This is a genomic window from Candidatus Symbiopectobacterium sp. NZEC127 (genome assembly GCF_025962675.1).
In the GTDB taxonomy this organism is placed as follows: domain Bacteria; phylum Pseudomonadota; class Gammaproteobacteria; order Enterobacterales; family Enterobacteriaceae; genus Symbiopectobacterium.
This window is the reverse complement of the sequence record NZ_JAGFPG010000001.1, coordinates 1841099-1856895: the sequence shown is the minus strand read 5'-3', so window position 1 is coordinate 1856895 and position 15797 is coordinate 1841099. Positions and strand designations below refer to the sequence as shown.

Genomic DNA, 15797 nt, shown 5'->3' with positions numbered 1-15797 from the left:
GAGTACTCATGACGATTCATGGTCGCAAAGGTGGCGGCGGCAATGCCCGGACGCCGGTTGAGTCGCCGGATTCTATTCAGTCTACGTCCTACGCAAAACTCCTGCTGGCGCTGGGGGAGGGTGAGTTTAGCGGTGGGCTGGATGGCACCCGTGTTTTTCTGGACGGTACACCGATCACTGATGCTAACGGCAATCCTAATTTTTCGGGGGTGACATGGGAGTTTCGTTCCGGCACGCCCGATCAATCCTACGTCCCCGGCTTCCCTGGTGTTGAGAATGAAATTACCGTCAGCACAGAATTAACCAGCCAGACAGCCTGGGTGCGGTCGCTCACCAATACTCAACTTTCTGCTGTGCGTCTGCGTTTCTCCTGGTCTGCATTGCAGCAGCAGTACGATAACGGTGATGTTGGCGGTTATCGCATTGAGTACGCGATTGACGTGGCCACGGATGGTGGCAGCTATCAGGAACTGCTGAAAACAGCGGTTGACGGAAAAACTACAACGAAATATGAGCGCAGTCATCGTATTGATTTGCCGGATGCAACAACTGGCTGGCAAATCCGCGTGCGCCGCATTACACCCAATTCAACGAGTAACCGCATTGCCGATAAAATGGTTATTGATGCCATCACGGAAATCATTGATGCGAAATTGCGTTACCCGGAAACGGCACTGTTATTTGTGCAGTTTGATGCGAAGCAGTTCCAGAATATCCCGGTGATTTCCTGTGAGGCCGATGGGCGCATTATCCGCGTTCCCTCAAATTATGATCCGCTAGCCCGTACCTACAGCGGGGCATGGGACGGAACCTTTAAATGGGCGTTCACCAATAACCCTGCCTGGGTGTATTACGACATCCAGATCAGCGATCGCTTTGGTCTTGGCAACCGCATCAAAGCTGAAAACCTCTCCGTTTCGAAGTGGACGCTATACCAGATTGCGCAGTATTGCGATCAGCAAGTGCCAGATGGCCGCGGTGGTGACAGCACGGAGCCACGTTTTTTATGCGATGTGTATATCCAGTCGCAGGAAGAAGCCTGGACGGTGCTTAACGATCTGGCCGCCATTTTTCGCGGTGCTACGTTCTGGGGCAATAATCAGATGAACGTGATTGCTGACATGCCTCGTGATATTGATTACATCGTCACGCGCGCCAACGTGAAAGACGGGAAATTTACCTACAGCAACGCCAGCGAGAAAACGCATTACAGCCAGGCTATGGTGGCCTGGTCCGATCCTGCAAATAGTTATCAGGATGCTGTTGAGGCCGTCAATGATAACAAGCTGGTTAAACGTTACGGAATCAAACAGGCCGAAGTCACAGCGATTGGTTGTATTCGCCAGACGGAGGCGATCCGCCGTGGTAAATGGATTTTGCACACCAATGATGCGGATCGGGCTATCGCGTACACGATGGGGCTGGATGGCGATATTCCGGTGCCTGGTTCGATTGTAGGGGTGGCTGATTCGTTACTGGCAGGACGTCCTTTAGGGGGGCGCATCAGCGCGGTTGACGGGCGAAACATCACGCTCGATCGCGTTTCTTCTGCTGCCGTTGGTGAGCGCTTGATTGTCAATCTGCCGAGCGGGAAAGCAGAAGGGCGCACCATTGAGGCGGTAAACGATAAAATCATTACGGTCACAACAGGCTATAGCGAAACGCCAATTGTAGAATCTGTATGGGCGATAGATGCCACTGACCTGGCTTTACAGCTATACCGTATCGTTGGCGTGGCTGAGGCTGATGGCGGTCTGTCATTCGATATCACTGGCGTCGAGTATGACCCGGACAAATGGGACAAGATTGATAACGGCGCGCGTATTGAATCGCGGCCTGTCAGTGTTGTTCCTCCGTCAGTGCAACCCGCGCCTGCAAATGTTGAAATTGGCAGTTATAACACGGTCGAACAGGGCATAAATATTACGACACTGCGTGTGACGTGGGATCGGGCTGACAGTGCGATCGCATATGAAGCTCAATGGCGGCGTGATAATGGTAACTGGATAAATGCTCCGCGCACTTCCGCGCTAGGCTTTGAAGTATCCGGCATTTACGCTGGGTTGTATCAGGCACGCGTCCGGGCTATTAATGCGGCAGAAATATCCAGCATGTGGGCCAACGCGCAGGAAACACGGCTTAACGGTAAAGAGGGTAACCCTCCTGCGCTAGCAAGCTTCGTCACAACACCGCTCGTTTTTGGCATCCAGCTTGACTGGAATTTCCCCGCTGACACAGACGATACCCTGAAAACGGAGATTCTGTATTCACCGACGAGCGATGGCCAGAATGTGTTGCTGCTGGCTGATGTGGCTTACCCCGCTCGCACGTATCAGCAAATGGGGCTCAGTATTGGTCAGGCATTTTATTACAATGCCCGTATCGTTGATAAGTCAGGTAATCATGGGCCGTGGACGGGGTGGATTCGCGGGGAGTCGAGTACGGATGTTAGTGCTATCACAGATGTAGTATTGGATGAATTAACACAAACCGAAGTGTTCAAGCGTCTGCAAGATGATGTGGAAGATTTGCAGTCAGACATCAGCAACACCCTCAAGACCGATGACGGTGAATCGTTCGCGCTGGGCATCATCAATAATGCCATCATGAACGGCGCTCAGAGTATGGTTCAGCGCAAGGAGCAGGGCGACCGCATCGCGGAAATTCGCCGCGTTGACCAGGTGATTGTGACCGAGCGGAATTCCACGGCCAGCAGTTTGCAGCAGCTCAAGGCCGAGAACGAAGATACACGAGGCTATGCGGTGCGTATCGATCAGGCGTTCGCGGATTACCAATCCGCACAGGCCATCGAAATGACACAGCTCAAGGCCGAAACCGACGAAACTAAGGCCGATTTTCAACAGCTTAATTCCACTGTTGTTGATTTGACATCGGCGACAACTGAATCAATACAGTTGCTCACGGCGAGCGTGGATATGGCGCAGGATGCAGCCAACGGCGCGCAGACCACAGCTACCAATGCACAGCAGGCAGCACAGAACGCCGCGACGGCAGCAGGAAACAAGGGGGAAGTGATTTACGGTACCGCCGCACCGGCAGCAGATAAGCGCCTCAGCCAGAACCTTTGGATTGATACCACGAGTGGAAACAATACACCAAAGCGCTGGAATGGCTCATCGTGGGTTGCCGTGACGGACAAGGCGGCAACAGATGCAGCGGCAGCGGCAGCAGCAGCAGCGACAAAGGCCGACCAGGCTACCGCCGCCGTCAGTACCGTCTCGACCGCAGTCGCGAATCTGGATGGCTCCCTGAGCGCCCAGCTCAACATGAAGGTGCAGGGCAAGCCCGCGAACGGCAAATACGTCATTGCCGGTATCGGGATCGGCCTTGCCAGCGACCCGAATAACCCCGCCGTGTTGCAGACCGAGATCCTGTTCCAGGCTCAGCGGTTCGGCTTCATCATCAACCCAGCCACCGGCCAATCGTTCATGCCGTTCTACATCAACGAGGCAGGGCAAGTGCTAATCGATATGGCGGTTATAGGCACGGCACGTATCACGGATGCAATGATCGGTGATGTAATCAAATCATCCAACTACACTGCTGGCACCCAAGGCTGGATAATAAACAAAAATGGGTTTGCCGAATTTCACGACGCCGTAATCCGGGGGGATTTACAGTCGAATAATTTCCAGTCTGAAGTTGCTGGCTGGAAGATAGGTGCTAACGGCTCATCAGAATTCAATGATGGTGAGTTCCGAGGAACTGTATACGCAGATAAATTGGTGGGTGGTAATCTTTATGCATTCCAATACGGATTAGTTGGAAACTTTACTGGCTATTTGGGATTGGCGGGAGGTAGCTATGAATATCATATGTTTAAGGTTGAAAAAACCAAGTTTGAGCAATCTGTATTGTTGTCAGGAATGATCGATACTGTGTGGCATATGGCTGGGACCTCAAGCGGTGGCGGCTATGGTGGTGTTTATGTTGATGATGACTTGCAATTAAATATGTGGGGGACCGTAATATATAATGATCCTCGCTATGTAGAGCTAACTATTCCTCCTGGTAGCGGATTTGCATTAGTTAAAATTAAGATGTATCGCCAGCCATCATCAGGAACTACATTCCGGCATGACTGGAATTTTACATTCAATGCCGCAAAATTTAAAAAATCCAACATTTCAATACAACCAATAATGGCCGGTGGCTAGAACTAACAACCAACGTGAGTGAGGGTAATCAATTGAAAGCATGGTACACAACCGGCACCATCGCGGTGGTGCAGGGCACTAAATCTATCGTCGGTACCGGCACAGCCTGGAAGCAGGATATCAACGGGATCGGGCGCGGCCACGCTCTTATCATCAGCACGGCCAACGGCGACCGCATCTATGAGATCGACCGCGTAGATGATGATAACCATATCGTAAGCGTCTCGAACGTGAAGGAAGCCACCGCCTCGGGGCTCTCTTATGCGATCGTCAACTTCATGCCGTCCACGCTGCCCGACTTCGGGCGTAAGCTCTCCGTGCAGCTCTCTGACTATCAGACCTTCTTTGATAGCTTCCAGCAGCTCGCCACCGGTACCGGCAACGTCACGCTGACAGCACCAGACGGTACCCAAGTCACCGTTCGCTCACAGCAGGCTTGGGATGCTGCGCTGGATGGAAAGGTGACAGGGGTTAAGCAGGATAACTCAACCGACTTTACAGCTAATAGGATACTTGCGCTCAGCGGTACAAATGGTTCGTTCGGGCTTGGAGGTAATACGGTATACCTTACCGAAACTACAGATCTACACGTTTATTTAAAATCCGCAAAAACTGGATTCTATGCTGGTAATACCGTCATAGTTAATGGCATTAATTCATCCTCACATAATTACTTTTGGCAAAAATATAATGATAACTATGGCACCCTAATCGCAACGCCAATTGGTAACAACGCATTGCCAATTTCGGTTAAAACATTGGTTAATGGCGTATGGTCTGGATGGAAAACATTATGGGATACCGCTAATCTTGTAAAACAAACCAGTTCTTTAGATTCAACGGCTGGCAGTACAATGATTGCCGGTGCTGAGGGTTCTTTTGGGTTGGGTAGCTTGTCAGCGCCTTTGTTGCCGATAACGACAACATTAGCCGCATCATTAGCAACTGCTCGCTCAGGCTTGTATCGAGTACCAGCCGGAACAGCCGGAAGCCCAAACACATCATATGGCTGGTATTTTTTAGTTACCCGGTTTTCAACTGCTAGTGCTGGCGTTCTCGCATATACAGCCGATGTCGGGAACCAAAGAATTGCGCAAGGAAATTTTAACAACGGCGTATTTAATGGCTGGGTGGATATATGGAATAGCTTAAATCTCGTAAAGCAAACCGGCCAATTCGACGCAACCGCAGGCTCTATAATGCTTAACGGCGCATGGGGTTGGGGCGGTTTAGGTGAGGATTTCACCCGCACATCTGCTGATTTTTTAACATGGGTACGCTCCGCTGCTAATGGTTCTAGAATTTTCCGTAATGTAACTGACACACCTTACACCCAGCCTTATGGGGCTAGTATCGTTATTAAATCCGTAGATACATGGGGTGTGTTGTCTATCGGATACGGTAGTTCTTCAGGTGTTAGAGTTTCAGGGGGCAATGCTAGCGGCTCCAACACCATCACGCATAACCTCTGGACTGATAAAAATCTTGTAAAGCAAGTAAGCGCATTTGATGCCACCGCTGGATCGGTGATGCTTAACGGCGCGTGGGGTTGGGGCGGGTTGGGGTCGCAACGCACATTTGCCACGGAAGCCGAACAGATAGCATTTATGAATTCCGCTACTAACGGCAGTCAATTATTCAGACCGTCAACTTTTACCGGCGGCGCTGAATCAACATTACTTAAAACATATGGACCAGCGATTTTATTTAAAACCGGTGACACATGGGCGGCAATTAGCGTTGGTCATCACGGCACCGGCAGTGCAGTTACACAAAGGAGGGGGGTGAAAATACTTGCCGGTACTCAAGATGGCCCAATCCCCGCTAACTATGAATTGTGGACGGACCAAAACCTACCAAACCCAGCGACCCTTGATACCGCTCAAACTATAAGTGGAGTAAAAAAATTCACAGCTAGTCCGATAATTTCAGCCACTAACGCCACGGTATCTCTAGAGGCAAGCGGTTTCACTGAGTCCAGTGTGGGCCGTTGGTCACAACTTACCAATAATGGCGGGATAACGAGGTTATTTATTCGAGCCGGTAGCGGAGGCAACCCTACGTCGACAGGTGAGAGGGTTCTCACTTTTCCAAGTTCTGCGTCTGGGACAATTCTTGCATCTGGAAATAACGCCGTAGCCGACTCAAACGGATTTTGGAAAACAGCAAGCCCGGTAGTGAAGCTGTATGCAGACGGCACCAGCGAACTCACCAGCGAAGCAGAAGGCATCACCACCGAGCGCCTGAGCGAAGGCGTCTACCGCATTTCCGGCTGTTTGGGCCTGAATGCCGATCTTGCCTGGGGCGGTATCGAGGGGGGTATCAGTTGCCCGAAATGCCGTAACGGGCTTGAGCGAGTCTGGAATGATTATGACGTTGAAGCTGACGGCTCTATCGTCATTCGAACCTATCACCGGCCACACCCGGACGCGCCCGCGTTCGCTCGCAATGAGATAGAGGGCTACGCGAGCGGCGACCCGATCGATATTCCGCGTGACACCTTCATATCGGTGCGCGTGCAGATGCCAGAACGTGAGGAGGAGAAACCGAAGGTTATGCACAGTAATGTTTATTGCAACACCGTTGCAGGCTAAACGAAAAGCCCTCGCCGCTCGGCTATAAGGTCGAGCGCATCTTAAAGGGGGGGGGGAGTGGGGCGGGGAGATCGGTTAATGTCTCATTGCATTGGAATTGCTGTGATGTGTACATATTGGGGTACATTAATTTCTATTTTTACTTAATTAAATCATTTAAAAACATGTAGATGTGTTGTTTATTCATTATATCCATTTAACTATGGAGACTTCAGCGAGGACATTATACGCATTTTGGCTGTAAGCATAAGCACATGAATGCGCGTTTGCTTAATATCACGTCAATCAGTGGCAAAAAAATGTGAAGAATGTGCGTGCTAAGGGCATTGGGACTGATGTACTGCGTCGTAAAAAGCGGCTATCTTTGCCTGCTGATTAGGTAACACGTGCATAGATAAGCACTATTACGTTAGCTTTCCTCGATGAAGAGCAATAAAATGTTACACTAACAACGACTATTTCTTACCCGGGCGCGCTCTGCATCATCCATGCGTTAAGATCCGTCGGGGGACTATAAGGTTGTAACGTGGGCGAAACGCAATTTTATCAGGGAGAATCACTATGAATAACCGTTTGAGTGGGGTGGTGCTGGCCAGTGTCATGCTGGTTGGGTGCGCCAGCTCTTCGGATAAAACAACCCAAGGGCGTTCCGACCCACTTGAGGGATTCAACCGCACCATGTTCAACTTTAACTACAATGTGCTGGACCCTTATGTCGTCCGGCCGGTAGCCGTTGCCTGGCGTGACTATGTGCCGAAACCCGCGCGTAATGGGCTGAGTAATTTCTTCAGTAACCTGGAAGAGCCCGCCGCGATGGCAAACTATTTTGTGTCAGGCGATCCCTACAAGGCCATGATTCACTTTAACCGCTTCTTCCTGAACACCCTGTTGGGGATGGGCGGGTTATTCGATCTTGCCTCGGTGGCGAATCCGAAGCTGGCAAAAGAAGAGCCGCGCCGTTTCGGCACTACGTTGGGAAGCTACGGCGTGGGCTATGGTCCGTATTTGGTATTGCCGGGCTATGGCAGCGCAACGTTGCGTGAAGACGGTGGCGGTATGGTTGATACGCTCTATCCGGTGCTGAGTTACCTGACGTTCTGGGCTTCTGCGGGTAAGTGGGTCGTGGAAGGGGTAGAGACGCGTGCACAACTGTTGGATTCGGATGGTCTGCTGAGAAACTCGTCCGATCCTTATCTGCTGGTGCGCGAAGCCTACTTCCAACGGCATGATTTCCTGGCGCGCGGTGGCCGTCTGGCTCCACAAGCGAACCCGAACGCCGCAGCCATCGAAGATTCTCTTCAGGAGATCGATGCGCCTGATCCGGTTCCCGCAGCACCTGCCAAATAGCCCTTTCTCTGGCATCATACTCAAAAAGGCTCCCGGTGGAGCCTTTTGCTTTACGCGGATTCACCCAAAATAAAAAACTGCAATAATAAAAATAAGCAGTTGCTACCACTGCTTGTTAATCAATGATAATTGTATTGTTATTTTTTATTTAATTACAAAAAATTTATTTTCACCGCCTTTGTAACAATAATGTTGTGCGGATGTGCGCTGTAATAGGTATTTCACACAAGGCCTGGCTGCCGCGTGGGAATGTCGCACGTTCGGGATGGTTGGAGTAGCAATTTACCTGTAACAACAAAATTAAAATAAACAGAGGCATAGAAGTATGAAAACACTACGGGCGTTGGTCTTGTGCCTGAATCTGGCGGGTACCGCAGTCTTGCCCGCATGGGCGGAAAGTGCAGCGGATACTGCAAAAACCACAGATGTAGTACTGATCGGTGGGGGTGTCATGAGTGCCACTCTTGGGACTTATCTTCAGGAACTGCAACCCGACTGGTCAATCACCATGGTTGAACGTCTGGATAAGGTTGCCGAAGAAAGCTCCAACGGCTGGAATAACGCGGGCACTGGCCACTCGGCCTTTATGGAACTGAACTACACGCCAGAAAAAGCCGACGGCTCCGTTGATATCAGTAAAGCGGTTGAGATCAGCGAAGCGTTCGAGATTTCGCGTCAATTCTGGTCTTACCAAGTCAAGAATGGCGTTCTGCACGATCCGAATCTGTTTATCAACAGCGTGCCGCACATCAGCTTTGTCTGGGGTGATGAGAATACCGCCTTCCTGAATCAGCGTTATAAGGCGTTGCAGCACAGTACGTTGTTCCGTGGCATGGAGTTCAGCGACGATCACGCCACGATCCAATCCTGGGCACCGTTGGTGATGGAAGGGCGCGATCCGGCGCAGAAAGTGGCAGCCACGCGCATGCCGATTGGCACCGATGTCAATTACGGTGAAATCACGCGCCAGCTGGTTTCCGGATTACAGACCAAAAACAACTTCTCACTGCGCCTGAATGCTGAAGTACGCGAGATAAAGCGTAATGCGGACCACACCTGGAGCATTACCTACGCGGATTTGAAGGACGGCGAAAAAGAGCATGCCATCAATGCCAAGTTTGTCTTTATTGGCGCGGGCGGGGCGGCGCTGCCGTTATTGCAAAAATCCGGTATTCCCGAAGCGGATCTCTATGGTGGTTTCCCGGTGGGCGGCGAGTTTCTAGTCACCGACAATCCTGACATCGTAAAACGCCATATGGCAAAAGTGTATGGCAAAGCCTCCGTGGGCGCACCGCCGATGTCCGTGCCGCACCTGGATACGCGTATCTTTAACGGTAAACCTGCGCTGCTGTTTGGTCCTTTTGCCACGTTCTCCAGCAAGTTCCTGAAAAATGGTTCACTGTGGGATTTACCGGGCTCTGTCACGCTGTCAAACCTGATGCCGATGACGCATGTCGGGCTGGATAATTTCGATCTGGTCAAATACCTGATTGGACAGGTGATGATGGATGATGACGATCGTTTCGCGACACTGAAAGAGTATTTCCCCGAGGCGAAAAAGGAAGACTGGCGCTTGGCGGTTGCCGGACAGCGCGTTCAGGTTATCAAGAAAGATGCGGATAAAGGCGGTGTGCTGAAGTTGGGCACCGAGATCGTCAGCTCGCAGGATGGCACCATTGCCGCGCTGCTGGGCGCTTCTCCGGGGGCGTCAACCGCTGCACCGATCATGCTGAGTCTGCTGGAGAAAGTGTTTAAGCAGCAGGTGGCAACGCCAGAATGGCAGGGCAAACTGAAAGCGATCGTGCCGTCTTACGGTAAGAAACTGGATGGCGATATCGATCTCACCAACCAGATCCGCCGTTACACCAGTGACACGCTGCACCTGAACTACATTGAAGTGAAGCCGGAGTAAACTGCGAGCGTTGCGTTACTTTGATCAAAAAGAAAGGCCGCATTAGCGGCCTTTTTTATCGATCACGAGTCGTGATTAGAAGGTGTAGTTCAGGTTAACGCCGTAGAGCCAGGCGCGGCCTTTGGAACTAAAGTTGTACTCGGTACCGCCCAATCTTGCAGGAGCGTGTTCGGTAATATTCACGCTCTTGCCGTGCATATAGGATACGCCAACGTCCACGGACATATCTTTATTAAACGCATAGGTAGTACCCGCGCTTAACCAGAAGCGATCCTGATCGGGAATGGAAATGGAACGTTTATCGGCAGGAACCGGGCTGTCATCGAAGGCGATACCGGTACGGAAGGTCCAGTTATCGTCATGATAATAGGTGGTGCCGATAGCCAGGCGGTAGGCGTCGCGGAAACCTTCTTGTTTCTCAAACAGCGGGTCACCAGCATTATCGGTTGCTCTTAGCTCTTTAAAGGTGCTCCAACTGGTCAGCGCCATGCTGTAATGCACCGCCCATTGCGGGGCGACTCGGTGGTAAGCGGAGATTTCCCACATTTCAGGCAGGTTTAATGTTAACTTACCTGGAATGGTTGCACCGTTAAGCCCGCCCGGCGCGAATGTAGGAAGTTGGTTACTGTAATCGCCTTTAAAGTCGATATCGACTTTAGAACGGTAAGTCAGACCAAAACGGTTATTTTTATCCACTTCATAGAGGATACCTGCGTTCCAACCATAGCCCCACTCTTTGCCTTCCAAACGCGCAGCCTCAGTGGATGGACTAGTCGTTGGGACACTTGCGGATGCTTCACCAAGATGACGCACAATCGTGGCATCGGCATATACGGCATTGACGCCCAAACCAAAGCTAAAGTGTTGATTCAGGCGATAGGCTGCGCTCAGGTTCAGGTTAGACGTCAGCAAGTCAGTCTTGCCACCGATGGAGCCGGCAGTAAAGTTGTTATCAAACTCCGTCGCCAGCCCATAGTTGGTGGTAGCTGATGCACCGATCGCCCACTGGTCATTTAACGGCATGATAATGTGCATGTTTGGCACCCAGGCGTGCGGCGCGATATTTTTTGCACTAGCATCGTTATAGGTTGGAGCTCGAGTGCTACGCCCCGTAATATCAATATCCGGATTAATATACGTCACACCACCAGAAACCGTGGTGCGATCGAACATTGTCATGGTGGCGGGGTTGCGGCTGCCGGATGTCGCATTATCGGCCACGGCACCTTCGCCAGAAAACGCACGCCCCAACCCGGATGAAGAGTATTCATTGAGTTGGAAGCCTGCGGCGGAAACTTGTGCTGAAACCAGTGCCACTGCTATCGCTACTGCGGAGTGTTTAAACAGGTTTTTCTGGCTCATGACCAAAACCTCATCGTGTACTTGTTATTTGACTTTGTTACATACCGTAACAAGGGACGCGCATTGTAGGGGGCGCAGGTGGACTGACAAATCAGACCAGTTGGCGAAAGTATAAGTGGGGAGTATGGAAATGTTGCAAGTTTGTGTTCGAAATATTTCCAGATTGATGTAAAAACCAGATCCAGTTAACACATTCGTTAAGAAATTCGCGGTCTAAGGTGCGTTAATTTACCTAATAATAACAAAACGATGTGAGCTTGATCACTAAATGCCCTTACGTGCAGTAAGTCCTAGTGCTTGGCGAGCCTGCTGAGTAAAATAGCGGGAAAAGTGATATTTTTGAACCGGATCAAATCTGCCCGGGCAGTTCGTTACCCGTAGAGGAAAAGCATCATGACAAACGCGATAAATAAATGTTCTGCTGAAGAAACCGCCGCTTGCTGCTGCGTAGATGTCGGTACTGTAATGGACAACACTGACTGTACGGCATCCTACAGCAAAGTATTTGCTGACCGTGCTGCTGCGCAGGCCACGCTGGCGGCGCTAACGGAAAAAGCCCGTGCAGTAGAATCTGAGCCGTGCCAGATCGACAGTCGCTTTGCTGACGTGAACGGCGGCGTACAACTGGATATCGATTTCACGTTCAGCTGCCAGGCTGAAACGCTGATTTTCCAACTGGGACTGCGTTAAGCATCCCGGTGATAACGTGCGGTGCAGCGCGCCGCACGTTGTGTTCGTCCCCGTTTTCTCTACCCACTCTTCGTCTTGCCATCCCCTTTTAGATTCCACCTCCTCTTGCAGAGAGCGTGCGCTCGCATTTTGTAGTGAACAGGTTTGCTTAATGTAATGCTCTGGTTAACACTCTATTCAGGTCTGACCTGTTAGAACATATACTTAATTCTCTGTTTACAGGAGTGTTTATGAGCGAGGTGTTACCCCTGATAACCCGGAGCGGCGAACGGGTCGCGATCGTCAGTGGATTGCGCACGCCTTTTGCTCGTCAAGCGACCGCGTATCGCGGTATTCCCGCCATGGATTTGGGCAAAATGGTGGTGAGCGAACTGCTGATCCGGTATGGCATCGATCCCAAGTGGGTCGATCTGTTGGTGTTTGGTCAGGTAGTACAAATGCCGGCTGCGCCCAATATCGCGCGCGAAATTGTGCTGGGCACCGGAATGTGTGTGCATACCGATGCCTACACGGTTTCCCGTGCCTGTGCCACCAGCTTTCAGTCCGTGGTCAACGTGGCCGAAAGCATTATGGCGGGCACCGCGCAGGTGGGAATTGCGGGCGGGGCTGATACGTTCTCATTGCCGCCGATCGGTGTAACCAAAAATCTGGCGATGACGCTGCTGGATCTCAGCAAGGCCCGCACGTTGGGGCAACGGCTCAAACTGCTGTCACGCTTGCGTCCGCGCGATCTGGTGCCGGTCTCGCCGCCCGTGGCGGAGTACTCCACCGGGCTGCGTATGGGTGATACCGCAGAACAGATGGCAAAAACCTACGGCATTTCTCGCGCCGACCAGGATGCTTTTGCTCATCGTTCGCACCGGCTGGCGGCGAAAACCTGGCAACAAGGTGTGCTGCATCAAGAGGTGATGACCGCTTACGTACCGCCATACCGTCAAACGCTCAAAGAAGATAACAACGTGCGTCATGATTCTACGCTGGAGCATTACGCCCGTTTGTCGCCCGCGTTTGATCGCCTGCACGGTTCTGTCACCGCGGCCAACAGCTCTCCCCTTACCGACGGTGCGGCCGCTGTACTCTTAATGAGTGAAGGAAAAGCGCGCAGCCTCGGGTTAACGCCGCTGGGCTACCTGAAAAGCTATGCTTTCACTGCCATTGGTGTTCAGCACGATATGCTGTTGGGACCGGCGTATGCCACGCCGCTGGCGTTGGATCGTGCGGGTCTTAGCCTTGGCGATCTTACGCTTATCGATATGCATGAAGCTTTTGCGGCGCAGACGCTGGCCAACGTCAAACTGTTCGCCAGCGCTGATTTTGCACGGGATAAGCTGGGGCGTACCTCGGCATTGGGAGACGTGGACATGGACAAATTCAACGTGCTGGGCGGTTCGATTGCTTACGGTCATCCGTTTGCGGCCACGGGGGCCAGAATGATTACGCAGACCCTGCATGAGTTACAACGGCGCGGCGGCGGGTTTGGGCTGGTTACCGCCTGTGCGGCGGGGGGACTGGGGGCGGCAATGGTTCTGGAGGTCACACCATGAAACAAGTGCACGCTATCGAGCAAGCACCGAGCGAGGTAGAGACAGCTCCCTCGGCGTTTTCGCTGTACGTTCGGCCAGACAATATTGCTGTGATCGCCATGGACGTGCCGGGCGAGAAGATGAACACCCTGAAAAGCGCCTTTGCGGAACAAGTACAAACGGTGCTGCATCAGGCGCAGCAACATGCGGCGCTGCGTGGCGTCATTTTAATATCGGGCAAACCTGACTCGTTTATTGTGGGGGCGGATATCACCATGCTTGATGCCTGCACACAGGCGGAAGAGGCGGAAGCGCTGGCGCGGCAAGGGCAGGAAACCTTTGCCGCTTTTGGCGACTTGCCGTTTCCTCTGGTTGCGGCGATCCACGGTCCTTGTCTGGGCGGCGGGTTTGAGCTGGCGTTGGCCTGCGATTATCGCGTCTGCTCGCTGGATGACAAGACAGTGCTGGGATTACCGGAAGTGCAGTTGGGTTTGTTGCCGGGGTCGGGCGGGACTCAGCGTTTGCCCAGGCTGATTGGCGTCGATCGCGCGCTGGATTTGATCTTGACGGGCCGCTCGGTAAAAGCGCGGCAGGCGCTCAAGCTCGGGATGATCGATGATGCCGTTCCCAACAGTATTTTGCTGGAAACGGCGGCCGCGTTGCTGAAAAAGGGTAAACGGCGGCAGCCGATACTGCCCTGGCGCACGCGTCTGGTGAACAGTTGGCCGGTACGTCACGTGTTATTTAAAGTGGTAAAGCAGAAGACGCGCGCTAAAACCCAGGGCAACTATCCTGCCACCGATCGCATCATTCAAGTGGTCCGGCGGGGCATGGATAAAGGGCTGGCCGAAGGGTATAAACAGGAGGCGCGTGCATTTGGCAAACTGGTGATGACACCCGCCTCAGCGGCGTTGCGTAGTCTGTTTTTTGCCACCAATGCGTTGAAAAAACAGGCGGGAGCTTCAGCCGAACCGCGTGAAATACACCGTGTCGGCGTGCTCGGTGGTGGACTGATGGGCGGCGGTATCGCCTGCGTTACCGCCCAGCGCGCACAGCTTCCGGTGCGCATCAAGGATATCAACGAAGAAGGTATCAACCATGCGCTACGTTACAGTTGGGAATTGCTGAGTAAACGCGTGCAGCGCAAACGCATGAAACCGGCGGAACGCCAGCGCCTGATGACGCTGGTCTCCGGCAGCACCGATTATCACGGTTTTGAATATGCCGATATCGTTGTCGAGGCGGTGTTTGAGGATCTGGCGCTCAAGCAGAACATGGTGGCAGATATCGAACAGCATGCGCGCCCGGAAACCCTGTTCGCGTCCAACACCTCTTCCTTGCCCATACACCAGATCGCCGAACGGGCGCAGCGCCCTGAGCAAGTCATTGGTCTGCACTATTTCAGCCCGGTAGACAAAATGCCGTTGGTAGAAGTGATTCCCCATGCAGGCACCAGCGCTGAAACCATCGCCACCACGGTAGCTTTTGCCCGCCAGCAAGGGAAAACCGCCATTGTGGTGGCCGATAAAGCCGGGTTTTATGTCAACCGCATTTTGGCTCCCTATATCAACGAGGCAGCTTATTGCCTGTTGGAAGGCGAGCCGGTGGAGACCGTGGATGCCGCGCTGGTACGCTTCGGTTTCCCGGTTGGCCCGTTAACCCTGCTCGACGAAGTGGGCATTGATGTGGCGACCAAGATAGTGCCGATACTGGTGGCGGCATGGGGCGAGCGTTTTCAGGCTCCGGCCACCTTCGAGGCCATTTTGCAGGATGGGCGCAAAGGGCGTAAGAACGGCAAGGGTTTTTACCGCTATGGCACCCCGCGCCGTTTCTGGCGCGCGCCGCGTGAGGTAGACAGTGCCATCTATCCTTTGCTGGGCGTCACGCCAAAAGCGCATCTCGATCATGCGTTGATGGCACAACGCTGCGTGATGATGATGTTAAACGAGGCAGCACGCTGTCTGGATGAAGGCGTGATCCAATGCGCGCGTGACGGTGATATCGGTGCGGTATTTGGTATTGGCTTTCCACCGTTCCTTGGTGGTCCGTTCCACTACATGGATCATCTGGGGATCGATACGGTCGTCAAAACGCTGGAAACGTTTGAGCATCAGTATGGCCCCCGTTTTGCCCCGTGCCAGCGCCTGTTGACCATGCAGGCAAGTGCGGCCCGCTTTCACCCTTAATCCTT

At 52.5% G+C, this 15797-nt stretch carries 8 protein-coding genes and 1 pseudogene; 8 read left to right on the top strand and 1 reads right to left on the bottom strand.

Translation table 11 applies throughout. The annotated features are described in order from the left end of the window. Positions 1-8: 8 nt before the first annotated feature. From J5069_RS08565 to mqo, 5 genes and pseudogenes are all read left to right on the top strand, one after another. Positions 9-2900, top strand: a pseudogene (locus J5069_RS08565) (host specificity protein J); the annotation flags it as partial. 36 nt (positions 2901-2936) lie between these two features. Next, the gene (locus tag J5069_RS08560) at positions 2937-4178 is read left to right on the top strand and encodes a DUF1983 domain-containing protein (protein WP_264643775.1); all 1242 of its coding nucleotides are present in this window, start codon (positions 2937-2939) and stop codon (positions 4176-4178) included. Positions 4179-4210: 32 nt separating this feature from the next. Beyond that, positions 4211-6772 carry a hypothetical protein gene (locus J5069_RS08555; protein ID WP_264643409.1) on the top strand — a complete coding sequence of 854 codons (2562 nt, stop codon included), beginning with the start codon at positions 4211-4213 and terminating at the stop codon, positions 6770-6772. Between the two features lie 561 nt (positions 6773-7333). After that, a complete protein-coding gene (gene mlaA / locus J5069_RS08550) occupies positions 7334-8119 on the top strand; it encodes a phospholipid-binding lipoprotein MlaA (RefSeq protein ID WP_264643408.1) in 786 nt (261 codons plus the stop codon). Positions 8120-8444: 325 nt separating this feature from the next. Next, positions 8445-10031, top strand: a complete 1587-nt coding sequence (gene mqo, locus J5069_RS08545) for a malate dehydrogenase (quinone) (protein WP_264643407.1) — start codon at positions 8445-8447, stop codon at positions 10029-10031. Positions 10032-10106: 75 nt separating this feature from the next. Here mqo and fadL read toward each other — a convergent pair whose 3' ends face one another. Further along, positions 10107-11393 carry a long-chain fatty acid transporter FadL gene (gene fadL, locus J5069_RS08540; protein ID WP_264643406.1) on the bottom strand — a complete coding sequence of 429 codons (1287 nt, stop codon included), beginning with the start codon at positions 11391-11393 and terminating at the stop codon, positions 10107-10109. 393 nt (positions 11394-11786) lie between these two features. On the opposite strand from fadL, the gene J5069_RS08535 reads away from it, so the two are divergent. The 3 genes from J5069_RS08535 (at position 11787) to fadJ (ending at position 15792) form a co-directional block, all read left to right on the top strand. After that, complete coding sequence (locus J5069_RS08535; protein ID WP_264643405.1) at positions 11787-12083, top strand: YfcZ/YiiS family protein; 297 nt, start codon at positions 11787-11789, stop codon at positions 12081-12083. Between the two features lie 230 nt (positions 12084-12313). Next, positions 12314-13627: an acetyl-CoA C-acyltransferase FadI gene (fadI, locus tag J5069_RS08530; RefSeq protein WP_264643404.1), complete on the top strand. Its 1314-nt coding sequence runs from the start codon at positions 12314-12316 to the stop codon at positions 13625-13627. After that, entirely contained in the window at positions 13624-15792 is a 2169-nt protein-coding gene (fadJ, locus tag J5069_RS08525) for a fatty acid oxidation complex subunit alpha FadJ (RefSeq protein ID WP_264643403.1), read from the top strand. The genes fadI and fadJ overlap by 4 nt, the downstream gene beginning before the upstream one ends. Positions 15793-15797: the final 5 nt, after the last annotated feature.

Excerpts from the sequence above, each read along its gene's own strand:
- J5069_RS08560 (WP_264643775.1), top strand. The coding sequence starts at position 2,937 with ATGGCGCAGGATGCAGCCAACGGCGCGCAGACCACAGCTACCAATGCA.
- mlaA (WP_264643408.1), top strand. The coding sequence starts at position 7,334 with ATGAATAACCGTTTGAGTGGGGTGGTGCTGGCCAGTGTCATGCTGGTT.
- mqo (WP_264643407.1), top strand. The coding sequence starts at position 8,445 with ATGAAAACACTACGGGCGTTGGTCTTGTGCCTGAATCTGGCGGGTACC.
- fadL (WP_264643406.1), bottom strand. The coding sequence starts at position 11,393 with ATGAGCCAGAAAAACCTGTTTAAACACTCCGCAGTAGCGATAGCAGTG.
- J5069_RS08535 (WP_264643405.1), top strand. The coding sequence starts at position 11,787 with ATGACAAACGCGATAAATAAATGTTCTGCTGAAGAAACCGCCGCTTGC.
- fadI (WP_264643404.1), top strand. The coding sequence starts at position 12,314 with ATGAGCGAGGTGTTACCCCTGATAACCCGGAGCGGCGAACGGGTCGCG.
- fadJ (WP_264643403.1), top strand. The coding sequence starts at position 13,624 with ATGAAACAAGTGCACGCTATCGAGCAAGCACCGAGCGAGGTAGAGACA.